This window comes from Kineococcus gynurae, from assembly GCF_042433995.1.
Classification (GTDB): domain Bacteria; phylum Actinomycetota; class Actinomycetes; order Actinomycetales; family Kineococcaceae; genus Kineococcus; species Kineococcus gynurae.
Window position 1 is genome coordinate 90,603 of record NZ_JBHLUI010000006.1, and the last position, 22,802, is coordinate 113,404.

The following is a 22,802-nucleotide window of genomic DNA, read 5'->3' on the forward strand; positions in this document are numbered from 1 at the left end:
TCTCCTCTCGAGGGGTTGGACTCGGCGTCCATGGTCCCACGGCCCGGGCCCGTCTCCTCACCCCGTCTCCCTACACGGGCGGAGGCAGCAGACCGCGGCTCATCGCCACCGTCACGGCCGCCGTCCGGTCGTCCACGCCGAGCTTGGCGAACACCCGCAGCAGGTGGCTCTTGACCGTGGCCTCGCCGATGAAGAGCTCGGCCGCGACGCCGGCGTTGCTCAGACCCCGCGCCACCGCCGCCAGCACCTCGGTCTCGCGCGCGGTCAGCCGTTCCGCCGCGGGCGCGCGGAGCCGGGTCAGCAACCGGGCCGCGACCGGCGGGGCCAGCACCGTCTCCCCGCGCGCGGCCCGACGGACCGCGTCGCTCAGGTCCGCCCGGGGCGCGTCCTTGAGCAGGTATCCCGTCGCCCCGGCCTCGACGGCCCGCAGGATGTCGGCGTCGGTGTCGTAGGTGGTCAGCACCAGCACCCGGGCCCCGGGGTGGCGGGCCCGCAACCGCGTGGTCGCCTCGACCCCGTCGACCCCGGGCATCCGCAGGTCCATCAGGACGAGGTCGGGGGCGAGGCGGTCGAAGGCGTCGGGCACCGCGGCTCCGTCGTCCAGCTCGGCCACCACCTCCAGGTCGGTCTCGGCCGACAGCAGCGCCACGATCCCCGCCCGCACCACCGGGTGGTCGTCGACGACGAGGAGACGCAACCCCGACGACCCCGCTCGCACCGCGCTCACGAGGGCACCCTGACCCGCAGGACGCATCCCGCGCCAGTCCCGTCGGTGCGGGGGCCCAGCTCGGCCGACCCACCGACCTGACCGGCCCGGGCCGCCATCGCCGCCAGGCCGTACCCGGCCCGGGGCCCGGCCGCCCCCTCCGGGCCCAGGCCGCACCCGTCGTCGGTCACCGTGAGCTCCACGCCCTCGACGTCCACCGCGAGGGCCAGCACGACCCGCCCGGCGCGGCCGTGGCGCCGGGCGTTGGTCACCCCCTCCTGGGCGGCGCGGAGCAGGACGACCTCGGCCTCCGACCGCAACGGCGGCAGCACCGGGGGCGCCTCGAACGCGACGGTCAGACCGTCCTCGGCGCTGCTGCGCGCGGCCAACCGGTCCAGCGCCCCCGCCAGGCGGGCCGGACCGGGACCGGTCCCGTGCAGTTCCGGGGGGACCATCGCGGCCACGATCGCCCGCGCCTCGGCGAGGTTGGCCCGGGCCGTGGACTCGATCAGGGCCAACCGCTGCCGCGCCAGGCCGGGGTCGGTGCCGAGCGCCGCGTCGGCGGCCTGGGTGAGGGCCACGATGCTGGTGAACCCCTGGGCCAGGGTGTCGTGGATCTCACCGGCGAGGCGTTCACGCTCGGCCAGCACGCCTCGGGCGTGCTCGGCCTCGGCGAGGTGCTCCCGCGCCGCGGTCAGCTCCGCGACCAGCGCGGCCCGTTCCTCGCTCTCCCGGGTGAGCCCGGTGATCCACCATCCCAGCACGATCGCGGCGGCCGACTGCAGGAACGCGGTCACCAGGGCGTCCACCACGCTCGTGCGGGCCCACCCCTGGTGGGCGATCTGACCCAGCGCGAGCACCGCGGGGGACAGGACCACCACGACCGTCGCGGGCCCCCGATGGTCCACCATCGCCCAGGCCTGCGGGAAGAACACGAACAGCATCGGCAGCGCCACACCCGGACCGACCAGCAGGGACACCCCGAGCAGGCACCCCGTGATGCCCCCGGTGTAGGCGGCGTAGCGGGCCACGGACGTGGGGCCCGGTCGGTCCTCCGCCAGCAGTCGCACCCCGAGCAGCGCGTACCAGCCGGCCGCCGCAGCCAGGACCGCCACGGCCAGCACCCCGGACCCGGAGAATCCCTGCAGGACGACGACGGCGACCGCGGTGATCAGCAGCACCCCGTACCAGGCGGCGTGCCAGCCGATCCGGCTGCGCTCCCAGAACGTCATCGGTCCCCGCGCCGGCGCCACCGGAAGGTGGTGCGGCACAGCACGAGCCCGAGAACCGTCCAGCCCAGCAGGACCAGCGCGACCAGGCCCAGCTGCCAGCTCCCCGACGGTTCGGCGGCGGCCATCGACTCCGGCAGCAGGGCCGCCCGGAACCCCTCGGCCATCCACTTCAGGGGGAACACCGAGGCCACGTCCTGCATCCAGCCGGGCAGCTGGCTGAACACGAAGAACACCCCCGAGATGAACTGCAGCACCAGCACCACCGGGGCGACGACGGCGCTCGCCGAGCGTCCGGTGCGCGGGATGCTGGAGTAGGCGATCCCCAGCAGCGTGCCGGCGGTGGCACCGAGCACCGCGACCCACGCCAGCGTGAACCACTGCCGGGGGCCGGCGGGCAGCGTCACGTCGAAGAGCAGGTGCGCCGCGGTGAGCAGGACGGCCAGTTGGACCAGGCCGCTCACGACGACCAGCCCGACCTTGCCCAGGAAGTACGCCACGGGCGGCATCGGGGTGCCCTGCAGGCGTTTGAGCAGGCCGTCGTCCCGTTCCACGGCGATCGAGATGGCCAGGCTCTGGAAACTGACCAGCAGCACCCCGGAGGCCGCCATGCCCGCGGTGAAGTACTGGGTGAAACTCACCCCCGGGGCGATGTCGTCGCCGAACACCGAGCCGAAGATGAACAGGAAGATCACCGGGAAGAAGACGTTGAAGACGAGGGCGTCCCAGGACCGGGAGAGTTCCTTCAGCTCCACGACGGTCCGGGCCCGGGTGGCGGAGAGCACGGCACGGGGGGTGCTCATCGCGTCACCTCCGCGGCCGGGGTGCGCAGCAGCTCCAGGTAGGTGTCCTCCAGGGTGGGGCGGTGCACGGTGAGACCGTCCGGCTCGCCGCCCCCGGCGTGCAGCCGGGCCACGAACGCGGCCGGTTCCGCGGTGCGCTCGCTGCGCCAACCGCGGTCGGGGTCGCGCCAGCGGACGGTGGCGGGGGCGGTGTCGCGGCCCGCGAGGGTGGCCGGCGTGCCGGTGGCGACGATGCGGCCGTGGTCGATCACCGCCAGTGCGTCGGCCAGCACCTCCACCTCGTCCAGGTAGTGGGTGGTGAGCAGGATCGTCGTCCCCTCCGCGGCCAGCCGTTGCACCAGGGTCCAGAACTCGCGACGGGCCTCGGGGTCGAACCCGGTGGTCGGCTCGTCGAGGAAGAGCAGGTCCGGGTCGCCGATGATCCCGAGCGCCACGTCGAGCCGGCGCCGTCGACCGCCCGAGAGGGCTCCCGCGCGGGTCCGGGCGTCGTCGGCCAGCCCGACGAGGTCGACGACCGCCTCGGGGGGGCGGGGGTCGGGGTAGAAGGCCGCGAACTGCTGCAGCACCTCCAGCACGGTCAGGTCGGTGAGGTCCTTGGTCGACTGCGCGACGATCCCGATCCGGCTGCGCCACGCGGGGGTCGGTCGTCCGGGGTCGGTCCCGAGCACGACCACCTCCCCGGACGTGCGGGCCCGGTAGCCCTCCAGCACCTCGACGGTGGTCGACTTCCCGGCCCCGTTCGGGCCGAGCAGGGCGAACACCTGGCCGGTCGGCACCTCGAAGGAGATGCCGTCCACGGCCCGGCGGGGTCCGTAGTGCTTGTGCAGGTCGCGCACGACGACGGCGGGGGCGTTCCCGGGGTCACTGCTCATGGGACGAGCCTGCCGTCTGGAGCCCTGTCCCGGCAGAGGACGCCGGTGGATTCCGGTGTCCACCGACCGGTGGAGGCTCAAGTCGGGGCGGAACGGGGTCGATGCCAGCAGGGTGACCCTGGCCAGCGTGGCGACCGAGACGCTCCTCGCCCCCTACCTGCGCGCCCTCGTGGAGCTGCGCGGGTCCGACCTGCACTGCAAGGCCGGGTCGTCGCCGCGGGTCCGGATCGACGGTCGGCTGCTGCAGCTCGACGCCCCGCCCCTGAAGCCGGACGTCATGCGGCAGATGCTCGCCGAGATCATCCGGCCCGACCTCGCCGAGGAGTTCGAGCGCACCCACGAGGCCGACTTCGCCTACAGCCTGCCGATGAACGGTGGGCGTTTCCGCGTCAACGCCTACCGCCAGCGCGGGTCGATCGGGATCGTGGCGCGTCGCGTCGCCGCGCAGGCGATCCCGCTGAGCGCGCTCGGGGTCCCGCCGGTGCTGAACCGCCTCGCGCTGGAGAACCGTGGGCTGCTGCTGGTGACCGGCCCGACCGGATCGGGCAAGACGACCACGCTGGCCGGTCTGATCGACCACATCAACCAGGTCCGCGAGTCGAACATCGTCACCATCGAGGACCCCATCGAGGTCCTGCACAGCGACAAGATGTCGATGATCTCCCAGCGCGAGGTCCGGCTGGACACCGCCGACTTCTCGACCGCGCTGCGGGCCGCGATGCGGCAGGACCCCGACGTCATCCTGGTCGGGGAGATGCGCGACCAGGAGACGGTCAAGGCGGCGCTGTCGGCCGCCGAGACGGGTCACTTCGTGATGTCGACCCTGCACACCATCGATGCCGCCGAGACCATCAGCCGCATCATCGACTTCTTCCCCCCGCACGAGCAGAACCAGATCCGCCTCATGCTGGCCGGTGCGTTGCGCGGCATCGTCTGCCAGCGGCTGGTTCCGCGCGCCGACGGCGAGGGGCGGTGCGTGGTCATGGAGATCTGCGTGAACACGGGTCGGATCGCCGACGCGATCAGCGACCCGCAGAAGACCTCGACCATCACCGACCTCATCAAGGAGGGCGGGTACTACGAGATGCAGACCTTCGACCAGCACCTCGTGAGCCTGATCCGCGACGGGGTGGTGACCCTGGAGGACGCCGTCGAGGTGGCCAGCAACCCGCAGGACCTCGGGGTGGAACTGCGTCGTCAGGGCATCATCAGCTGATCCCGCCCCCGGTCAGGGGGCGATCGGGAACACCGTCGAGATCGGCACGGAGACCCGGGCCAGGGCCGCACCCCCGGTGCCGTCTGCGCCGGGCCAGCGGGTGGCCGTGGTCGAGGTGGAGGCGAACGTCGTCCACTGGGCCGTGGAGCCGGCGGGGCAGGTGAACGGGAAGTGCCCCTGGTTGCTGTACATCAGCAGCGAGAAACTCACGTCGGTCTGGACCCGGGTCTGCCCGGCGGCGATCCGGTCCTGCCCGTCCTGCCACTTGCCCTGGGTGGGGGTGTCGTTCCCGACGGTGTACGTCGTCTGGAACTGCTCGCTGCCGGCCAGCACCGCCCCGGCGTCGGTGACGCAGCCCGCGTAGGCGTCCCCGGTCAACGACGTCGTCAGGAAGGTCGCCCGGCTCGAGGCGGGCAGGTCCACGAGCAGACCCAGCTCCGAGGGCCGCACGGCGATCCCGGCGGCCACGTCGACCGTCGCCGACAGGGTGTTGTTCGTCTCGGTGGACTCGGTGATGCGCTTGGCGTCGTCCACGAAGGCGGTCACGCTCGACCGACCGGACGTGGCGGTCCAGGCCGCGTCGCCGGTCGGTCCACCGTTCGCGGTGAGCGTCCGCGATTCGCCCGGGGCGATGGCGGAACGCTCGGTGTCGGACCAGGTGACGAGTTTCCCGTTGACCGAGAACCCGACGCCGGTGATGGTGCCCGCCGGTGTGGCCGCGGTACCGCGATTGGTCACCGTGGCGGTGAACCGCACCTTCTGCCCGGCGACCGTCGCCACCGGCGCCCACTTGACCGCCGTGACCACGAGGTCCGGACGGGCGGTGGCCGCGCTGGCCGCACCCGCCCCGATGCCCGCCCCGAGCACGAGTCCCCCCGCCACCAGGGCAGCACTGATCTGCTTCTTCACGGTGTTTCCCCCCACCACGATTCCCGGCCGCGGCTCCGTGCGGCGGCCGCGGCCAGCCTAGACCGCAGGGCCGGGAGCCGGAGGGGTTTCCGGGCGGGTCGGTCGGGGGCGCCCGGTCGGGTGACGTCGGTGCCGTCGGTCCAGGCCCGCGAGGTCCGGGTGTCGGCCCCCCAGCGCGCGGCCAGCGGGCCGAGGGCCAGGACGAGGAGGAGGAGCAGGGCGGCGAGGAGGTCGTCGTGGGTCATGACTCCAGCGTGCTGATCACGCCGCGACCGATCGAGTGGCAGATCTGCCGCTGTTCGTCCAGATCCTGCCAAGTCCGGCGATGGGTGCCACACTCGCCGCATGGCCAGGAACGAGCATCGGTTGCGCGACGTCGCGGTGGTGGCCCCACCCGGGTTCAGCGCCTTCGAGCTGTCCATCGCCTGCGAGGTGTTCGGCATCGACCGGACCGACGACGGGGTCCCGGCCTTCGATTTCGCCGTGACCACGGTCACGCCCGGGCCGGTGGACTGCGCCCAGGGTTTCCAGCTCTCCACGGTTCACGGGCTCGACCGGCTCGACACCGCCGACCTGGTGATCGTCGTGCCCTCGTTGCTGAACCGGGGTCCGGGGGGATCGGGTCTGGGGGAACGGTTGTGGGCGACGCTCGAGCGCGGGGGGCGGGTCATGAGCCTGTGCAGCGGGGCGTTCACGCTGGCCCACGCCGGCGTGCTGGACGGTCGCCGGGCGACGACGCACTTCCGCTACGCCGACGACCTGGCCCGGCAGTTCCCGGCCGTCGAGGTCGTTCCCGACGTGCTCTACGTCGAGGACGGTCCGGTGCTCACGAGCGCCGGGACGGCCGCCGGGATCGACCTCTGCCTGCACCTCGTGCGCCAGGCCTACGGTGCCGCGGTCACCAACCGGATCGCCCGCCGGATGGTCGTCCCGCCGCACCGGGACGGGGGGCAGGCGCAGTTCGTCGAGGCCCCCGTCCGCGCCTGCGCGGAGGAGTCGTTGCAGGCGGCGCTCGACTGGGCCCGCGGGCAGCTCGACACCACGATCGACGTCACGTCCTGGGCCCGCAGCGCCACGATGTCGCCCCGCACCTTCGCCCGGCGCTTCCGGGCCGAGACCGGGATGACCCCGCACCGCTGGTTGCTGGAGCAACGCGTGCAGCTGGCCCGTGAACTGCTGGAGGAGGGCGACGAGAGCATCGACGAGGTCGCCCGTCGGTGCGGTTTCGGGTCGGCCGCGACCCTGCGGCAGCACTTCCTGCGTCTCGTCCGGACCACGCCCACCGCCTACCGGCGGACGTTCCGGGGCGCGGCGTGACCCGTGCCGCCGCGGTGCGCGCGGTCCTGCGCGACACCCACGAACGCCTCCGGGGGCACGACCTCTGGTTGATCTCGGCCGGGGTGACCTTCTACGCGGCCGTCGCGATGGTCCCCTCGTTGGTCGTGGTGGTCCGCCTCATGGGCGAGATCCTCTCGCCCGCAAGGATCATGGAACTGGCCGAGGCGGTCGCGGCGGCGCTGCCCGACGCGATGAACGCCGGTGCCGTCGTGCTCGCGCTCGTCCGGACCGGGTTGGACGCCAACTGGGTCACGGCCCTCATCGCCCTCGTCCCCGCCACCGTGTACGCCGAGGGGCTGCGCCGGGGTTTCTCCCGGGTGAGCGTCCGTCCCGGGCAGCAGGCCCCGCCCGCGGTGTCGGGGAGGATCGGGGCCTGGCGGATCCGGATCGCCGCCGTCCCGCTCCTGGTGCTCGCCCCGCTGGGCTTCCTGGTCGTGCTGGAGGTGGCCCCGTTCCTGGCCCGTTGGTTCAACAGCGGGGAGGTGAACGAGTCGTTCCTGGCCGTCTACGTCGCGCTCAACGTCGACTGGCTGGTGGTCTCCCCGGTGCTGGTCTACGTGTACCGCATCCTGGGTCCGGTCCGGCCGTCGTGGCGGGCGGCCCTGTGGGGCGGGTACGCGACCGGGGCGTTCGTGTCGGGGTTCCTCCAGGGTTTCGTGCTGTTCCTGGCCATCCCGGTCGACCTCGGCGCCCCATTCGGCGGGCTGACCCAGGTGGGCGGTGCGGTCGCGGTCTGCCTGTGGCTGTGGGTGTTCACCGCCCTCACCGTCTACGGCTACGCGCTCACCCTCGAACTCCACCGCCGCGGCGGGTCCCCCTGGCGGGCCGCGTTGGACCCGGTCCCGGAGCGGGCGTCCTGAGCTCCTCGCTGGTGGCCCTGGTCCTCGGCCCGGGTGGCGGTGCCCTGGCCGACGACGCCGGCGTCCGGGAGTTCCGTGGCCCGGCGGCGCCGCACGTCGCCGAACGCGAGGCGGGTGGCGCCGGGGTGCGCTGGGTGGTCTGGTCGGCGGCCTCCGTCGCCGACCTCGGGAACCCCTCGCCGCTGGCCCGGGTGCACGACCTCGGCGCCGTGCACCGGCTGCTGCACGGGGGACGGCGCGAGGACGAGGCCGCGGTCCTGGCCGCGGCCGCCGGGGAGCCCGAACCCCCCGAACCGCGCCGTCCCCGCCCGCTGCGGGACCACGGTCCCGACGTCCTGGTCCTCGACCTGGACCTCGGAGGCGCGGCCCCGGGGGTGGTGGGAGCGGGGGAGCGGGCCGCGACGGCCTTGCGGGTGGCCCGGTGGCAGGAGCAGGAATTGCGGGCGCTGCCCGAGCGCCGGGCCCGCCCGGGTGGGATTCCGCTCGCCCTGCAGACGGCGTGGTCGGAGTCGGCCGCCGCGCTGCTCGCCGGCGACCTCGCCGTCACCGGTCTGCCGCTGGACGTCAGGGCGGCCGCGGCGGTGCTCGGGGAGGCGGACGCGGTGCGGGAGACGGCCGGGGCGCGGCTGCGGACCTGGTGGCCGGGAGTCGACCTGCGCAGCCCGGTGGCCGTGCTGGGGGCGCTGCGCGGGCTCGGGTTCGACCTCGTGAACACCCGGGCCTGGCAACTGGAACGGTTGCGCGGCGCCCATCCCGCGGTCGAGGAGCTGCTCCGCTGGCGCAAGGCGGAACGGCTGCTCAGCACCTACGGGACGGCGTGGTTGGCGGCCCACGTCGGGAGCGACGGCCGGCTGCGCGGCGCGTGGAGCGGGGCCGATGCGGCGGCCGGGCGGATGACCGCCGAGGCCGGTCTGCACAACCTCCCCGCCGAGCTCCGGGTCGCGGTCGTCGCCGAACCCGGTCACGTGCTGGTCCGCGCCGACCTGGGGCAGGTGGAACCCCGGGTGCTGGCCGTGGTCAGCCACGACCCCGGGTTGATCGCCGCCACCCGGGACGCCGACCTCTACGCCCCGGTCGCGGCCGCGTTGCGCACCGACCGGCCGACCGCCAAGGTCGCGGTCCTCGCCGCGATGTACGGGCAGACCTCGGGGGCGGCCGGGGTGGCGCTGCGCGACATGCACCGCGCCTACCCGCGGGCCATGGCCGTCCTCACCGAGGCCGAGACCGCCGGTCGCGAGGGCCGCGACGTGCGCACCTGGGGCGGCCGGTCGATCCGGGTGTCCGAGGTCGCGGCGCCGAACGCCGACGCCGTCGCCGCCCGCGGTCGGTTCGCGCGCAACGCGGTGATCCAGGGCGCCGCCGCCGAACTGTTCAAGGCGTGGGCGGCGACCGTCCGCCTCGCGCTGCGCGGCCGCGGGGAGATCGTCCTGTGCCTGCACGACGAACTCCTGCTGCACGTCCCGGTCGAGCATGCCGAGGCGGTCGAGGAACTCCTGCACGCCTCCCTCGACGCCACCGCCGGGCGGTGGGCGGCCGGGAGCGGGGTGCGGTTCGTGGCCGACGTCGGGCGGGTGCAGCGGTGGTCGGAGGCGAAGTGACGTGGGTCGCGGCCGGTCACGCTGGTCATAACCCGTTGTGCAGCAACGGCTTCAGAGCGATCGGAGCTTGATCACCGCGGAGTGTTCGAGTAGAATTCGGACATGGTTGCGGAGGTCGTGGAACAGGTGTGGGCGCCGTCGCGCGATGCCGTGTCGGCCCTGCTGGTCTCCTCCGAACGCGTCCGTTCCGCCGGTCACGCCCTGGCCATCGACGCCGTGATCGCGCTGCTGGACTGGGTCCGCCGCGAGCACCCCGATGTGGTCCGCGCCCGCGACCTCGGTTGCACCCGCGACGGGGAGGAACTCACCCCCGAACTGCTCGACCATCTGGTCGCCGAGGTGGCGGCGATGATCCTCGCGGAGGCGCGGCACCTGTCCCACCTGCAAGCCGTGGGGCAGGTCGGCGACGCGGAGGACGCTCTCCAGGACCCGGTCCTGCACGACGCGTACCGGTCCGGGAACATCACGTTCACCCACCGCGCGGTGATCCGCCGCGCCCACGACCGCCTCGCCGTCCGAGAAGCCACGCTCGTCCCCGTCGAGGGTTCCGACGGGGTGCGGGTGGGCGCGTTCGGGGAACCCGTCCTCGACGGTGACGCGCTGGCTGCCGCCCGGGCTGAACTCACCCGCAGCGCGCTGGCCTACATCGAGCAGGCCCGCCCCACCCCGCAGCAGTTGACCCGGCACTGCACCAAGGTCATCCGCCGGCTCACCCCCGACCACGTCCCGGTCGCGGTCCGGGTCGCGGACGTGAACCGTCACGTCAGCGTCGACCTCTGCGACACGGGTGAGGACTCCGGTCTCTCCGCGCACCTCACGGCCCTGGTCGGCAAGGACGTCGCCCTCAGGTTCGACCGCTGGCTCACCAGTGCTGCGGACGCGGCCGCCGACCACGCCCGCATCGCCGGGACCCGCGATGAGCGGACCCATCAGCAGCGCCGCGCCGACGTGTTCACCGACGTTCTCACCACCGCGATGCGCGACGGCGTCCCCGCCTTCTCCGACCCCACCACGCCGGCGGAGCCCGGTGAGGTGAACCCGGTGACGCACGTCCGGACCCACCGCCCCGCCTCCAGCACCACCGTCCACGTCACGATCGCCGCGCGGACGTTGCTGGGTCTGGACGACGAACCGGGTGAGGTCGCCGGGATCGGTCCGGTCCCCGCCGCGCTGGCCCGCGCCCTGGCCGCCGACGGGGACTGGCGAAGAGTCCTCACCGACCCGGTGTCGGGCGACGTTCTGGACGTGTCACCTCGGGTCTACCGTCCCGGCGCCGCGTTGCGTCGTTTCGTGCAGGCGAGGGACAAGACGTGCACCACGCCGGGCTGCCTGGTGCCCGCGATCGATTGCGACCTCGACCACCGGGTCCCGTTCGAGGAGGGCGGGCGGACGGTCCGGTCGAACCTGCACGCTTCCTGCCGCCGGCATCACCGGCAGAAGACGTTGTACGTCTTCGAGTCGCGTGCCGCGCACCGACGCCGGAACGGACGGGCCGCAGCTGTCGCGGCGAGGTGGGGTGGCGGGGAGATGGCTCCCTTCTGAGCCCGCGGCGGGGTCGTCCCTCAAGCCGGTACGCACCTCGGCAACGATGATCGCGGCCACCCTGTCCGGTTGCTCGTGCTCCCAGAACCGGAGGACACGCCATCCTGCCCGGGCGAGAACCTCGTCCGTGTCCAGGTCGCGGGCCTTGTTCTGTCGCAACTTCTCGACCCACCAGGCGGAGTTGTTCTTGGGGCGGGTCCCGTGCTCCGGGCAGTCGTGCCAGAAGCAGCCGTCGATGAATACCGCCACGCGAGCGCGGGTGAAGGCGACGTCGATGCTCCGTCTCGGCCGCCCTGGCACGGGATGAGTGACGCGGTAACGCAACCCGGCCGCGTGAAGCAGGCGACGCACCGCGACTTCCGGCGCAGTGTCTCGGCGGGCCTGCCGAGACATCCGCGCCGCCACCTCGCGGCCCGCACCCCCGGGATGTGCTGCGACCGGGAAGTGACGCGCCGCCTCGTCGTCGCCCGATCTTTCACCCATGCGGGGCAGACTGCCAGGTGAGCGTGAACACGACCCGGCCGGGCAGCGCCCGACCGTCGCATCAGTACCCCGCCTCGACGTCCACCCGGTGCTCCAGCCCCTCGCCCCGGATGAACCGGCCGAGGTTCCCCAGGAAGATCTCGAACCCCCGTCGCGCGGTACCCGGGGTGGTGGCGCCGTTGTGCGGCGTGACGATCACGTTGGGCAGGTCCCAGAACGGGGAGTCCTCCGGGAGGGGTTCGACGGCGTGGGCGTCGAGTCCCGCTCCGGCGATCCGGTTCTCCTGCAGGGCGCGGAGCAGCGCCGCGTCGTCGGCGATCCCGCCGCGGGACACGCACACGTAGTGCCCGGTGGGGCCGAGCTGGTCGAACTGCCGGTCCCCGAGCATCCCGCGCGTCTCGTCGGTCAGCGGGGCGCAGACGACGAGGACGTCGCTGGCCGTGCAGAACGCGTCGAGGTCGGCGGGGGAGTGGTCGCGGCGCAAGGCGACCACGGGCATCCCGAACGCCTCGGCCCGGGTCCGCAGCTCGCGTCCGGCCCGGCCGAGACCGAGGATGCCCATCGTGCGGCCCAGCAGTTCCGAGTGGGTCCGCCGCTCCCAGCGGCGTCCGGCCTGGGCGGCCGCCCAACGCGCTGCGTCCCGGTCGAGCATCAGGGTGAGCAGCATCGCGTGCTCGGCCAACGGCACCGCCCCGTTGCCCTTGGCCGAGGTCACCACGGTCGCTTCCCGCCACCCGGTGAGGCCGTCGACCCCCGCCGCCCAGCTGTGCACCCACCGCAGCTCCGCCCCCGCCCAGGCCCGGGCCGGGCCGGGAACCCCGGTGAACTCGACGGCGAGGCCGCCGGCGACGGCCCGGACCTCGGCCTCCTGCTCCGCGGTCCAGGTGCCGCCGACCTCCAGCCGGATCAGGCGAACCGCTTCAGCCACGCCGCCCCCTCGGGCGCCGCCGGGACGTACTCGGCCCCGATCCACCCCGTGTAGCCCGCCTCGACCAGGGCGGGGAGCAGGAACTCGAACCGGATCTCCCCGGTCCCCGGTTCGTGCCGCCCGGGGTGGTCGGCGATCTGCACGTGCCGGACGTGCTCGGCGTGCCGTCGGTAGGTGTTCAGCAGGTCCCCGCGCAGCACCTGCGCGTGGTAGACGTCGAACTGCAGGCCCAGCCCGCCGCCCACCTCGGCCCGGACCAGTTCCGCGGCGGCCATGGTGGGGACGACGAAACCGGGGACGTCCCGATCGTTCACCGCCTCCAGGACGACCGTGGTCCCCGTGCCCGCGAACGCCTCCACGGTCGCCCGGAGGTTGCCCACCAGCGTCGTGAACAGTTCGTCGGGACCGGCGTCGCCGGGGTCCTTGCCGGCCAGGACGTTCACGGTCGGCACCCCCCACCGCCGGGCCCGGGCCACGGCGGCGGGCAGCGTGGCCCGGTACTCCTCGATGCGGTCGGGGTGCGCGGCGACCCCCCGTTCGCCCGCCGCCCAGTCCCCGGACCAGGTGTTGACGAGGGCGAGGGCGAGGCCGTGGTCGTCCAGGGCCCGGGCCACCGCCTCGTCGTCGACCCCGGGCGCCTCGACGAACTCCACCCCGGTGAACCCGTCGGCCGCGGCCGCCGCGAACCGGTCGAGGAAGGGCAGCTCGGGGTAGAGCATCGTCAGGTTGGCGCTGAACCTCATCGAGAGGCTCCCGTCCGGGTGCGCGGCGCCCACGTCACGTGCACCACCTCCAGGAGCGAGATCGAGGGCAGCAGGATGTCCAGCCGGCCCTCGTCGACGGTGGCCGCGACCGCGGTCCCCGACACGAGCAGGCTCACGGCCTGCACCTCGCGTCCCTCCGGCACCGCGATCGAGACCGAGTGCGGACCGACGGCCAGGGTCTCCCGCATGACCCCACGCATCGTGAACGGGTTGGTGAGGTTGACCAGGGCGACCGAGGTCTCCACGACGACGTCGCCGTTCCGGTTCTCGTGCACCGCGATGTCGACCAGTCCCGGCCCGCTGATCCGGGCCACCCCGTCGCCGCCGAGGGCCCAGGTCACCGCCCGGGCGAGCAGGTCGCGGTGGTCGGGTTGCAACGTCTCCCAGAACAGGGCGCCCAGGTTGAACGCCACGTAGACGGTCCGGCCCCCGCCGGGGACCTCCCGGGTCACCACGGCCGGGTCGCGCGGCGTCTCGCGAGCGTAGACCTCCTCCATGGGCAGATCCGGGTAGTCCGGGACGAACCGGAACGGGACCGCGACCCCGTCCACGCCGTCCTCGGCGCGGACCCCGACGATCCCGGTGCCCCCGACGATGCGCTGCGCCCCACGGAAGGGCGCGTGCAACGGGTGCTCGGGGCCGGTCAGCGCGACGTAGTTGTTCTTGACCGGACCCCGGGCGGGCGAGGTCAGGTGCACGCCCATGACGTCGGCGAGACCGAAGTCGGTGCGGCGCCGTCCGCGTCCGTCGGCGAGGGACGTCTCGAACGTCGTCACCAGCGACCCGCCCCGGCGGACCCAGGCGTCGATGCGGGCGCAGTCCTCGTCGTCCAGGAGCTCGGCGTTGCCCACCACGAGGACCTTGAAGCGGTCCAGGTCCTCGTCCAGGATGCGGCCGTCGTTGACGAACTCGAAGGGGATCCCGGCCTCGACCAGCACCTGGTAGACGCCGTGACCGTGCGCGTCGTTGTCCGCGTAGAGCGACTCCACCGGCTGCCCGGCCCGGGCGGCGACGTGCCGCGTCGGGTCGAGGACCGCGACGTCGGCGGTGATCTTCGCCCGGGACAGCACCGGCTCGACCCGGTCGTGCAGGGTGAACGCGTCGACCACCGGCTGGACCCAGCGGGTGTCGTGGATCTCGCCCTTGAACTTGGTGAACCAGGGCAGCGCCCCCTGGGCGAACCCGTCGACGATCCAGGTCTGCATCTCCGCCCCGGAGATCACCGAGTCCTTCCAGCGGTGGGTGGGGTTCTCCGGGCCCACCGAGGTGATCAGCCCGACCGGCCGGTCGCGGAACACGCTGCGGCTGCGTTTGCCGTTGCGACCGGCCGACCAGGGGGCCTCGTCGCCGTGCCGACCCTGCCGGTCGATGAAGAGCATCGGGTAGTGCTCCTCGACCAGCCCGCGCTCGAGGTCCTGCACCGCGACCGAGCCGAGATTGGGGATGAAGGCGACGTGCGGCTTGAGGTCCTTGACCGCCCGGTCCCAGATCCCCACGAGCTCCGAGAGCTGCTGGCGCCGCCAGCCGGGGTAGGCGCGCCAGGCCGGGTCGTCGGGGTCGCGCGCCCCGCGGGGCAGGGCCAGGCCGGTGTCGTCGAAGAACGCCCGCTCGGCCGCCTCGGAGTAGGAGATGCCGTGCCCCTGCCAGCGGTTGGCGAAGATCGCGTCCACGTCGTAGTCACGGACGATCTCGCGGGCCACCTCGGTGGTGAACTCGCGGTTGTAGGGCCCGAAGGGGCAGGTGACGTAGATGCCCGGGAAGGCCCAGTGCTCGACCGGTTCGCCGTGCTCGTCCAGGGCCGCCCACTCCGGGTGGGCGGCGAGGGCGTCGGCGTGGATGGCGTGCGGGTCGACCCGGGCCATCACCGCCATGTCGAGCGAGCGGGAGATGTCGACGAAGGCGCCGAAGGGGTCGGTGTCACCGAGCTGGGCGCTGCGGTAGTGGTACGGGATCGACGTGGGGTAGAAGGCCATGTACCCGCCCGCGCTGATGCACAGCGCGTTGGACCGGCTGCGCCGCATCACGTCGGTCCAGAAGTCGAGGTCGAGGTTCTGCGGGTCGTCCTCGGTGAAGGTCAGCTGCGTCCAGCGGGTCGCCCGGCTCCACCAGGTCGACGTGGTGTCCCGGAGCGCCGGGTCCACCGCGGTCACTTGAGCCCCGTGGTGGCGATGCCGCGGATCAGGTACTTCTGGGCGACGGCGAAGAAGATGAGGACGGGCACGAGCGACAGCAGGCTCATGGCGAACAAGGGTCCAACTCCACTCTGGGTCTCGGCGTTGACCATGGTGTTCAGGGCCACCGGCACGGTGTAGACGTCGGTCGAGGTCAGGTAGATCAGCGGGGTGAAGAAGTCGTTCCAGGTCCAGATGAAGGTGAAGACGGTGGTGGTGACCAGCGCCGGCTTCATCAGCGGCAGGATCACCGACCAGAAGATCCGGAAGGGCCCGGCACCGTCGACCGACGCCGCCTGGTCCAGCTCGCGGGGGATGGTCCGGATGAACTGGACCATGAGGAAGGTGAAGAACGCGTCGGTCGCCAGGAACTTCGGGATCAGCAGCGGGTAGTAGGTGTTGAGGAGGTCCAGCTGCGAGAAGAAGATGTACTGCGGCACGACGAGCACGTGCAGCGGCAGCATGACCGAGGCGAGCGTGATCCCGAAGTAGAGCTTGCGGGCGCGGAACTCCAGCCGGGCCAGCGCGTAGGCGGCCAGCGAGCAGGAGATGAGGTTGCCCACGATCGACCCGACGGTGACCATGAGCGAGTTGACGAAGAACCAGGAGAACGGACGCCCGAGGGCGTTCCACCCGTCCCGGTAGTTGTCGAACGTCACCTCGCTCGGGATGAGGCCGGGCTGGGTCAGGACGATGTTGCCCGGCTTGAAGGAGCTGACGATCATCCAGATCAGCGGGTAGATCATCAGCAGCAGGAAGGCGACGAGGCCGACGTGCTTGAGCAGGCCGCTGGAGCGGCGCGGGGGTCGCTGGACCGGGGTGCTCGTGCTGCGGGTCTCGGTGCCGGTCACGGGTTCGGTGGTGGTGGCCATCATTTGTCTCCGTAGAAGACCCAGTACTTCGACAGGGTGAAGTGCAGTGCGGTGACGACGCCGATGACGACCAGCAGCACCCAGGCCATCGCCGAGGCGTAACCCATGTTGAAGTTCTGGAACCCCTGCTGGTAGAGGTACAGGGTGTAGAAGAGCGTCGAGTCCAGCGGTCCGCCCCGCCCGCCCGAGATGACGTGGGCCTGGGTGAACGTCTGGAAGGCGCCGATGGTCTGCAGGACCAGGTTGAAGAAGATGATCGGGGTCAGCAGGGGAAGGGTGATCGACGCGAACTGCCGGACCCTCCCCGCGCCGTCCACCCGGGCCGCCTCGTACAGCTCCTCGGGGATCTGCCGCAGCCCGGCCAGGAAGATGATCATCGGGGAGCCGAACGTCCACACGTTGAGGACGATCAGGGTCCCCAGCGCGGTCGTCGGGTTCTGCAGCCAGCTCTGCCCCTCGATGCCCAGCACCGCGAGGCCGGAGTTCAGCAGGCCGTCGTGCCCGAACAGCTGCCGCCAGAGGATCGCGACGGCCACGCTGGTGCCGAGCAGCGAGGGCAGGTAGTACCCGCTGCGGTACAGGGTGAGCCCCTTCAGCCCCTTGTCGAGCAGGACCGCGAGCAGCAGGGCGAACGCCAGCTGGAGCGGCACCGACACCAGGACGTAGCGCAGGGTCACCGACGCGGAGGCCCAGAACCGGGTGTCGTCCCACATCCGCTGGTAGTTCTCCAGCCCGGTCCAGCTGGGGGCGTTCAGCAGGTCGTAGTCGGTGAAGGACAGGTACAGCGAGGCCAGCAGGGGGACCGCGGTGATGAGCAGCAGGCCCGCCAGCCATGGCAGCAGGAACACGTGCGCAGCCCGGCCCTGCCGTCGCCACGGGGCGGTGCCCCGGGTCTGCGGGGTGGCCGGCGCCTCGGTGGGCAGGGCGGGTGCGGTCACCGCGAGCCCTCGACTCCCGCGTTGATCTCGGCCATGACGTTGGCCGCGGTCTCCGTGATCCCGGTGACGCCGCCGGCCAGGGACTCGATGCCGCGGGCCATGATCGTGCGCCACGTACCGGACCCGGGCGGGGCCTCGAAGCGCGGGCGGCTCGGCAGTCCGAGCTCCTGGTCCACCAGGCGGAGCAACTCCTGCCCGGTGGGCGTCGCCGTCCCCCGGACCTCCTCGAGCACCCGCGGGTTGGCCGGGGCCCCGATGCTCAGGCCGGCCAGTTCCACCAGACGCGCGTCCCCGAGCGTGAAGTCCAGGAGGGTCGCGGCGTCGGCGAGCTTGTCCTCGGCGGTGCCGGAGTAGAGGCCGATCCGGCTCAGGTAGACGAACGCCCAGTCGGCGTCGGCGTCGGGGTCGGCCGGGGGGCGACGCTGCTGGAACGTCACGTCGGGGTACATCTCCGCCTCGTCGACGATGTGGTTGGAGTTGCAGAACGTGGCCAGCACCCGGCTGCCGACGACGTCCCACTCCGGGTCGGGTCCCTCCTGCTCGGAGAGGCTGAGAGCGGCCCCGGCCGCCCGCAGGCCCTCCCACCACTCGAACCACCCCTCCAGGACGGCGGGCTCGAAACCGAGCCGGCCCTCGGCCGACCACAGGTCACCGCCGTGCTGGCGCACCCAGGCCTCGAAGCACATGTCGTTGTTGGCCGAGTACGCGGCCCCCACCCGCCCGTCGGGGGTGTTGTTCGTGTAGTCGGTGAGGAACTCCGCGACCGAGGCCCAGTTCCACGACCCCGGGTCCTCCGGCGGCAGGGTCGCCCCGGCCTCCTCGAGGAACGTCTGGTTGTAGCGGAACGCGGAGCTGAACAGCGAGCGCGGCATCGCGTCGAGCTGACCGTCCAGCTTGTAGAGCTCCAGCTGCTCGGGCGTGTAGTCGGACAGGTCGAACTGCTCGAGGTCGTCGACGCGGCGGTAGAGCCCCGCGTCGCGGTAGGAGAGGACCTGGGGGGAGGGGACCCAGAACAGTTCGGGGACGTTGCGCCCCGCGGTCTGCACGGTCATGCGTTCCTGGAACGCGTCGTAGCTGGCGAACTCCGGCTGCACGACGATCTCGGGGTTCTCGTCCTGGAAGAGGTCCAACGCCTTCTGGTAGTTCTGCTGGCGCAGGGCGTCACCCCACCAGGCGTAGCGGATCCCGTCCCCGGACGACCCGCCCGAACCCCGCCCGCAGGCGGCGAGGGTGGGGGGCAGGAGCAGTCCCGCGCCGAGGAGTCGGGCGAACGAGCGACGATCCATGATTCTTCTCCATCATCTTCATCGATGTCGGCCGGTGGTCCGGCGTAGGGGGAGTCGGTGGGAATTCGTGCGGTGGTCCGACCGTAGGTGCGGACCAGGGTGCAGTCAATCACCTCCGGTAAACTTGTCTGACAAGATCGCGTGCTAGCGTCGCCGCACCCCACCTGCTGACGACGGAGGAATCTCGTGACACGGATCGGTTTCATCGGACCCGGGACCATGGGGCGGCCCATGGTCGCCAACCTCGTGGCCGCGGGGCACCAGGTGCGCTGCCACGCCCGCAGCGCCGGGGCCCGCGAACGCGTCGCGTCGACGGGGGCCTCGGTGGTCGCGACCACGGCCGAGGCCGTCGAGGGGGCCGAGGTGGTGATCACGATGGTCCCGGCCGGTCCGGACGTGCTGGAGATCGTCACCGGCTCCGACGGGTTCCTGCCGGTGCTGCCCGCGGGAACGCTGCTGATCGACTGCAGCACCATCGCTCCCGAGGAGGCGCGGCAGGTCCACGCCGCCGCCGCCGGGCGCGGGGTGCGGTGCCTGGACGCCCCGGTCAGCGGCGGGGAGGCCGGCGCGGTCGAGGGAACCCTCTCGATCATGGTCGGCGGGGCCGCGGAGGACGTCGCGGCCGCTCGCGAGGTCCTCGGCGCGATGGGGTCGACCGTCGTGCACGTCGGAGGCCCGGGGGCCGGTCAGGTGGTGAAGTCCGCCAACCAGATCGTGGTCGCCGGGAACCTGCAGGTGCTGGCCGAGGCGATGGTCTTCCTGCGCGCGCACGGGGCCGACCTCGAGGCGGCCCTCGACGTCCTGGGCGGGGGTCTGGCCGGGTCCACCGCGCTGACCCGGAAGCGGACCGCGCTGCTCACCGAGCAGTACAGCCCGGGTTTCCGGGTCGCGCTGCACGACAAGGACCTGGGGATCATCACCGCGGCCGCCCGCGCGGCCGGGGTGGCGCTGCCGGTGACCGCGCTGCTCGCCCAGCTGCTGGCCGCCCTCGTGGCCCGCGGCGATGGTGACCTGGACCATTCCGCGCTGGCCAAGCTGGCCGCCGAGCTGAACCGTCCCGCATGAGCGCCGCGACCCCGACCGGGTACTGGTGGGAACGTCCGTTCCGGATGTTCCAGACGAACATCCGCGAGATCGACACCGCGGAGCTCGACGTCGAGGACGTGCTGGACCGGATCGAGGAGTACGGGGCGGACGCCTGGCTGCTCAGCGTCGGCGGGATCGTCGCGAACCACCCGAGCTCCCTGCCGTTCCAGTCCCGCAACCCCGGGCTCGCCCGGCGCCCCGACGGGGACCTCGTGGGGACCGCCGTCCGCGCCGCGCACGGCCGGGGGATGCGGCTGCTGGCCCGCATGGACTTCTCCAAGATCGCCGGACGGATCGCCGAGGAGCACCCCGAGTGGTGCTACGTGGACCCCCAGGGTCGCCAGCAGGTGGTCGAGGGGTTGGTCTCGGTCTGCCCGAGCGCGGGGTACTACCAGGAGCGGATGTTCGCCGTCCTGACCGAGATCCTCGACCGCTACGAGATCGACGGGTTCTTCTTCAACTGGTTGTCCTACGGCGAGATCGACTACGGCAAGGTCTACCGGGGGGTGTGCCAGTGCCTGTCCTGCCGCCGCACCTTCGCCGCCGCCCACCCCGGGACCCCGCACCCCACCGACCCGGGCTCGCCCGGGTACCCGGAGTGGAAACGGTGGACGGTCGCGATGATGGACGACCTCGTGGCCCGCGCCCGCGACCTGATCTCCGGCCGACGGCCCGAGGCCCCGTTGATCATGGGGAACTCCTCCGACATCGTGTTCCACGAGGCCAACAACGCCATCGGTCGACCGATGTGGCACCACCACACCGCCGAGAACGTCAGCCGGGCCAAGAGCTGGCGTCCGGAGGTGCCGGTGCTGGTGAACGCCGTCGCGTTCTTCGACATGCCCTACCGGTCGGCGTCGGAGGATCCCGAGGTGTTCGCGCAGTACCTCGTCCAGGCCGCCGCCCGGGGGGCGAACCCTTCGACCTACATCATGGGCCTGCCCCACGAGTTCGACTACGAGTGCCTGACGGCGGGTTCGGAGATCGTCCGTTTCCACCGCGACCACCCCGACCTCTACACCGGGCTCGTCCCCGCGGCGGTGACCGCGCTGGTGGCCCCCGACCCGCTGGCCCCCGGTCGGTCCCGCGTCGAGGCGGAGGAGGCCGAGGAGGAGTTCAAGGGCCTGTACCTCGCCCTCGTCGAGGGGCACGTCCCGTTCGAGGTGCTGCCGGAGCGACGCATCGCCGCGGCGGCGGCCGCGGGGACCCTCGACCGCTACCGGTTGCTGGTGCTGCCCGACCTCGGCGAGCTGGACACCGCCGCGGTCGAGGCCCTCGACGGGTTCGGCGCCCGGGGCGGACGACTGCTCGCCACCGCGTCCTCGGGCTTCGCGGGGGAGGTCCCCCAGCTCGCCGCCTGCCCGGCCGCGCAGCGGCGGGCGGTCCGCGCCACCACCGAGGCGACGTGGTCCTCCTTCCTGCGCACCGACCCGCTGCCCCATCGCCCGGCACCCGGGCCGCTGCCGGTGCTGGGAGCGATGCACGTGCTGACCCCGGCGCCCGGGGCCGAGGCCGGGATGGGCCTGGTCTCCCGCGCCCCCTACGGACCGCCCGAGAAGTGCTACGGCCACGTCGAGCTCGACACCCCGGGCCGGGTGCGCTCGGGCCCGACCGCGCCGGGGCCACGGGCCACGTGGTTCGCCACCACCCTCGGACGGGCCTACCGCGGAGCGGGTCTGAGCGTGCTGCGCGACGTCGTGGTGGCCGAGGCCGTGCGGCTGCTGGGCGACGACCTCGACGTCCGCACCGACCTGCCCCCGGCGGTGGAGGTGGTCCTCGGCCGGTCCGCGGCCGGCTCGGTCGTCCACCTGCGCAACCTCTCGGGAGCGACCCGGCAGTCGTTCGGCGTCCCGCTGCCGATCCGGGCCGGGCACCGGCTGGGGTGGCGGGGGCTGCAGGCCGGTGACGAGGTGGAGGCCGCCGTGGCGGGGACCCGGTTGGTGGCGACCCGCGACGAACGGGGTGAGGTCGGGGTGGACCTCCCGGACGTCGGGCGGTTCGAGGCGCTCCTGGTGCGGAGCCCCCGATGAGCGCGCCCGCCCTGCGGGTCCTCGTCGCGCCCGACAAGTTCAAGGGCACCCTCACCGCCGCCGAGGCCGCGGCGGCCGTCGCCGAGGGGGTGCGCCGGGCCGTCCCCGGGGCCGAGGTCCGCTGCGTCCCGCTCGCCGACGGCGGCGAGGGCACGGTGGCGGCCGCCGTCGCGGCCGGGGCCGGGGCGCGGACCGCGCGGGTGAGCGGCCCGCTCGGCGAGCTCGTGACCGCCACCTGGGCCCTGACCCGCGACCCCGCCCCGGTGGCGGTCGTCGAGTCCGCGGCCGCCTCCGGGCTCGCCCACGTCGACCCCACCCCGGCCACCGCGGCCGGGGCCGGGACCGAGGGGACGGGGGAGCTGCTGCGGGCGGCCCTGGACGCGGGCGCGCGCCGGATCGTCCTCGGGGTCGGGGGCACGGCGAGCACCGACGGCGGGGCGGGCCTGCTGCGGGCGCTCGGGGTCGGTCTGCGCGACGCGGCCGGTCGCCCGGTCGCCCGGGGGGCCGCCGGGCTCGCCGCGGTGGCCGAGGTGGACCTCGCCGGGCTCGACCCCCGGTGGCACGACCTCGACGTGCTGCTGGCCGCCGACGTGGCCGTCCCCCTGCTCGGCCCGCGGGGGGCCGCGGCGCAGTTCGCCCCGCAGAAGGGGGCCGGCCCGGACGAGGTCACCCGGTTCGAGGCGGGACTCGCGCACTGGGCCCGCGTCCTGCACGCGCGGACCGGGACCGACGTCAGCACCTGGCCGTGGGCCGGGGCCGGGGGCGGCGTGTGCGCCGGGGTCCACGCCGTGCTGGGGGCGCGGGTCGTCTCCGGGGCCGACCACGTCGCCGACCTGGTCGGACTCACCGGGCACCTGGCCTGGGCCGACCTGCTCGTCGTGGGGGAGGGCCGCCTCGACGGGCAGTCCGCGGCCGGGAAGGCCCCGGTGGCGGCGGCCCGTCGCGCGGCGGGTCTCGGGGTGCCGACGCTCGCGGTCGTCGGCCGTCTCGACGTCGGCGCCGAGGAGCTGGCGGAGCTCGGCATCGCGGCGGTGGGGTCGGCCCTCGACGCGGCCCGGGCGGCGGGCCGGCCGGAGGACGCCCTGCTCCACCCCGGTCGGTGGGTCGCGGCGGCCGCCGCCACCGTGCTCGAGGCCTCCCTCGCAGGAGTTGCCCGGTGAGCCCGGCATCA

20 protein-coding genes and 1 pseudogene are annotated in these 22,802 nt (G+C 73.3%); 8 read left to right on the plus strand and 13 right to left on the minus strand.

Annotated elements, in window-relative coordinates:
• Window positions 1-70: 70 nt before the first annotated feature.
• Genes ACFFKU_RS05195 through ACFFKU_RS05210 form a run of 4 tightly spaced genes read right to left on the minus strand, consistent with a single transcriptional unit; the run spans window position 71 to window position 3,610 of the window.
• A complete protein-coding gene (locus tag ACFFKU_RS05195) occupies window positions 71-727 on the minus strand; it encodes a response regulator (protein ID WP_380136234.1) in 657 nt (218 codons plus the stop codon).
• Window positions 724-1,938: a sensor histidine kinase gene (locus ACFFKU_RS05200; RefSeq protein WP_380136235.1), complete on the minus strand. Its 1,215-nt coding sequence runs from the start codon at window positions 1,936-1,938 to the stop codon at window positions 724-726. The genes ACFFKU_RS05195 and ACFFKU_RS05200 overlap by 4 nt, the downstream gene beginning before the upstream one ends.
• Window positions 1,935-2,738 (minus strand): ABC transporter permease, encoded by an 804-nt coding sequence (locus tag ACFFKU_RS05205; RefSeq protein ID WP_380136236.1) that lies wholly within the window; start codon window positions 2,736-2,738, stop codon window positions 1,935-1,937. Before ACFFKU_RS05205 ends, ACFFKU_RS05200 begins: the two co-directional genes overlap by 4 nt.
• Window positions 2,735-3,610: an ABC transporter ATP-binding protein gene (locus tag ACFFKU_RS05210; RefSeq protein WP_380136237.1), complete on the minus strand. Its 876-nt coding sequence runs from the start codon at window positions 3,608-3,610 to the stop codon at window positions 2,735-2,737. Before ACFFKU_RS05210 ends, ACFFKU_RS05205 begins: the two co-directional genes overlap by 4 nt.
• A 127-nt stretch (window positions 3,611-3,737) precedes the next feature.
• On the opposite strand from ACFFKU_RS05210, the gene ACFFKU_RS05215 reads away from it, so the two are divergent.
• A complete protein-coding gene (locus ACFFKU_RS05215) occupies window positions 3,738-4,826 on the plus strand; it encodes a type IV pilus twitching motility protein PilT (protein ID WP_380136238.1) in 1,089 nt (362 codons plus the stop codon).
• Between the two features lie 12 nt (window positions 4,827-4,838).
• Here the strand turns inward: ACFFKU_RS05215 and ACFFKU_RS05220 are convergent, their stop codons facing one another.
• Window positions 4,839-5,735 carry a CARDB domain-containing protein gene (locus ACFFKU_RS05220; RefSeq protein WP_380136240.1) on the minus strand — a complete coding sequence of 299 codons (897 nt, stop codon included), beginning with the start codon at window positions 5,733-5,735 and terminating at the stop codon, window positions 4,839-4,841.
• On the minus strand, window positions 5,732-5,980 hold the full coding sequence (locus ACFFKU_RS05225) for a hypothetical protein (protein WP_380136242.1): 249 nt from the start codon (window positions 5,978-5,980) through the stop codon (window positions 5,732-5,734). Before ACFFKU_RS05225 ends, ACFFKU_RS05220 begins: the two co-directional genes overlap by 4 nt.
• A 100-nt stretch (window positions 5,981-6,080) precedes the next feature.
• Between ACFFKU_RS05225 and ACFFKU_RS05230 the strand changes: the two genes are divergently transcribed.
• The 4 genes from ACFFKU_RS05230 to ACFFKU_RS05245 all read left to right on the plus strand — a co-directional run bounded on the left by ACFFKU_RS05230 (window position 6,081) and on the right by ACFFKU_RS05245 (window position 11,073).
• Window positions 6,081-7,052, plus strand: coding sequence for a GlxA family transcriptional regulator (locus ACFFKU_RS05230; protein ID WP_380136244.1), 972 nt, complete (start codon window positions 6,081-6,083; stop codon window positions 7,050-7,052).
• Complete coding sequence (locus ACFFKU_RS05235) at window positions 7,049-7,933, plus strand: YihY/virulence factor BrkB family protein (protein ID WP_380136245.1); 885 nt, start codon at window positions 7,049-7,051, stop codon at window positions 7,931-7,933. The genes ACFFKU_RS05230 and ACFFKU_RS05235 overlap by 4 nt, the downstream gene beginning before the upstream one ends.
• Window positions 7,934-7,944: 11 nt before the next feature.
• Entirely contained in the window at window positions 7,945-9,531 is a 1,587-nt protein-coding gene (locus ACFFKU_RS05240) for a DNA polymerase (protein WP_380136247.1), read from the plus strand.
• 102 nt (window positions 9,532-9,633) lie between these two features.
• Entirely contained in the window at window positions 9,634-11,073 is a 1,440-nt protein-coding gene (locus ACFFKU_RS05245; protein ID WP_380136249.1) for an HNH endonuclease signature motif containing protein, read from the plus strand.
• Between the two features lie 84 nt (window positions 11,074-11,157).
• Here ACFFKU_RS05245 and ACFFKU_RS05250 read toward each other — a convergent pair.
• The 7 genes and pseudogenes from ACFFKU_RS05250 to ACFFKU_RS05280 all read right to left on the minus strand — a co-directional run.
• Window positions 11,158-11,556 (minus strand): annotated as a pseudogene (locus tag ACFFKU_RS05250) (very short patch repair endonuclease); the annotation flags it as partial.
• 61 nt (window positions 11,557-11,617) lie between these two features.
• Window positions 11,618-12,484: an NAD(P)-dependent oxidoreductase gene (locus tag ACFFKU_RS05255; RefSeq protein WP_380136250.1), complete on the minus strand. Its 867-nt coding sequence runs from the start codon at window positions 12,482-12,484 to the stop codon at window positions 11,618-11,620.
• The gene (locus tag ACFFKU_RS05260) at window positions 12,463-13,227 is read right to left on the minus strand and encodes a hydroxypyruvate isomerase family protein (protein WP_380136251.1); all 765 of its coding nucleotides are present in this window, start codon (window positions 13,225-13,227) and stop codon (window positions 12,463-12,465) included. The genes ACFFKU_RS05255 and ACFFKU_RS05260 overlap by 22 nt, the downstream gene beginning before the upstream one ends.
• Window positions 13,224-15,398 (minus strand): beta-galactosidase trimerization domain-containing protein, encoded by a 2,175-nt coding sequence (locus tag ACFFKU_RS05265; RefSeq protein ID WP_380136253.1) that lies wholly within the window; start codon window positions 15,396-15,398, stop codon window positions 13,224-13,226. Before ACFFKU_RS05265 ends, ACFFKU_RS05260 begins: the two co-directional genes overlap by 4 nt.
• Window positions 15,395-16,291 (minus strand): carbohydrate ABC transporter permease, encoded by an 897-nt coding sequence (locus tag ACFFKU_RS05270; RefSeq protein ID WP_380136255.1) that lies wholly within the window; start codon window positions 16,289-16,291, stop codon window positions 15,395-15,397. The genes ACFFKU_RS05265 and ACFFKU_RS05270 overlap by 4 nt, the downstream gene beginning before the upstream one ends.
• Window positions 16,291-17,229, minus strand: a complete 939-nt coding sequence (locus tag ACFFKU_RS05275; RefSeq protein ID WP_380136257.1) for a carbohydrate ABC transporter permease — start codon at window positions 17,227-17,229, stop codon at window positions 16,291-16,293. The genes ACFFKU_RS05270 and ACFFKU_RS05275 overlap by 1 nt, the downstream gene beginning before the upstream one ends.
• Window positions 17,226-18,515: an ABC transporter substrate-binding protein gene (locus ACFFKU_RS05280; RefSeq protein ID WP_380136258.1), complete on the minus strand. Its 1,290-nt coding sequence runs from the start codon at window positions 18,513-18,515 to the stop codon at window positions 17,226-17,228. The genes ACFFKU_RS05275 and ACFFKU_RS05280 overlap by 4 nt, the downstream gene beginning before the upstream one ends.
• Window positions 18,516-18,701: 186 nt before the next feature.
• On the opposite strand from ACFFKU_RS05280, the gene ACFFKU_RS05285 reads away from it, so the two are divergent.
• From ACFFKU_RS05285 to ACFFKU_RS05295, 3 genes are read left to right on the plus strand one after another with little or no spacing between them, the layout of a single operon-like run.
• Complete coding sequence (locus tag ACFFKU_RS05285; protein ID WP_380136259.1) at window positions 18,702-19,580, plus strand: NAD(P)-dependent oxidoreductase; 879 nt, start codon at window positions 18,702-18,704, stop codon at window positions 19,578-19,580.
• Complete coding sequence (locus ACFFKU_RS05290) at window positions 19,577-21,631, plus strand: hypothetical protein (protein WP_380136260.1); 2,055 nt, start codon at window positions 19,577-19,579, stop codon at window positions 21,629-21,631. Before ACFFKU_RS05285 ends, ACFFKU_RS05290 begins: the two co-directional genes overlap by 4 nt.
• Complete coding sequence (locus ACFFKU_RS05295; RefSeq protein WP_380136261.1) at window positions 21,628-22,791, plus strand: glycerate kinase; 1,164 nt, start codon at window positions 21,628-21,630, stop codon at window positions 22,789-22,791. The genes ACFFKU_RS05290 and ACFFKU_RS05295 overlap by 4 nt, the downstream gene beginning before the upstream one ends.
• Window positions 22,792-22,802: the final 11 nt, after the last annotated feature.

Excerpts from the sequence above, each read along its gene's own strand:
- ACFFKU_RS05200 (WP_380136235.1), bottom strand. The coding sequence starts at position 1,938 with ATGACGTTCTGGGAGCGCAGCCGGATCGGCTGGCACGCCGCCTGGTAC.
- ACFFKU_RS05205 (WP_380136236.1), bottom strand. The coding sequence starts at position 2,738 with ATGAGCACCCCCCGTGCCGTGCTCTCCGCCACCCGGGCCCGGACCGTC.
- ACFFKU_RS05210 (WP_380136237.1), bottom strand. The coding sequence starts at position 3,610 with ATGAGCAGTGACCCCGGGAACGCCCCCGCCGTCGTCGTGCGCGACCTG.
- ACFFKU_RS05225 (WP_380136242.1), bottom strand. The coding sequence starts at position 5,980 with ATGACCCACGACGACCTCCTCGCCGCCCTGCTCCTCCTCCTCGTCCTG.
- ACFFKU_RS05230 (WP_380136244.1), top strand. The coding sequence starts at position 6,081 with ATGGCCAGGAACGAGCATCGGTTGCGCGACGTCGCGGTGGTGGCCCCA.
- ACFFKU_RS05245 (WP_380136249.1), top strand. The coding sequence starts at position 9,634 with ATGGTTGCGGAGGTCGTGGAACAGGTGTGGGCGCCGTCGCGCGATGCC.
- ACFFKU_RS05260 (WP_380136251.1), bottom strand. The coding sequence starts at position 13,227 with ATGAGGTTCAGCGCCAACCTGACGATGCTCTACCCCGAGCTGCCCTTC.
- ACFFKU_RS05270 (WP_380136255.1), bottom strand. The coding sequence starts at position 16,291 with ATGGCCACCACCACCGAACCCGTGACCGGCACCGAGACCCGCAGCACG.
- ACFFKU_RS05280 (WP_380136258.1), bottom strand. The coding sequence starts at position 18,515 with ATGGATCGTCGCTCGTTCGCCCGACTCCTCGGCGCGGGACTGCTCCTG.
- ACFFKU_RS05290 (WP_380136260.1), top strand. The coding sequence starts at position 19,577 with ATGAGCGCCGCGACCCCGACCGGGTACTGGTGGGAACGTCCGTTCCGG.
- ACFFKU_RS05295 (WP_380136261.1), top strand. The coding sequence starts at position 21,628 with ATGAGCGCGCCCGCCCTGCGGGTCCTCGTCGCGCCCGACAAGTTCAAG.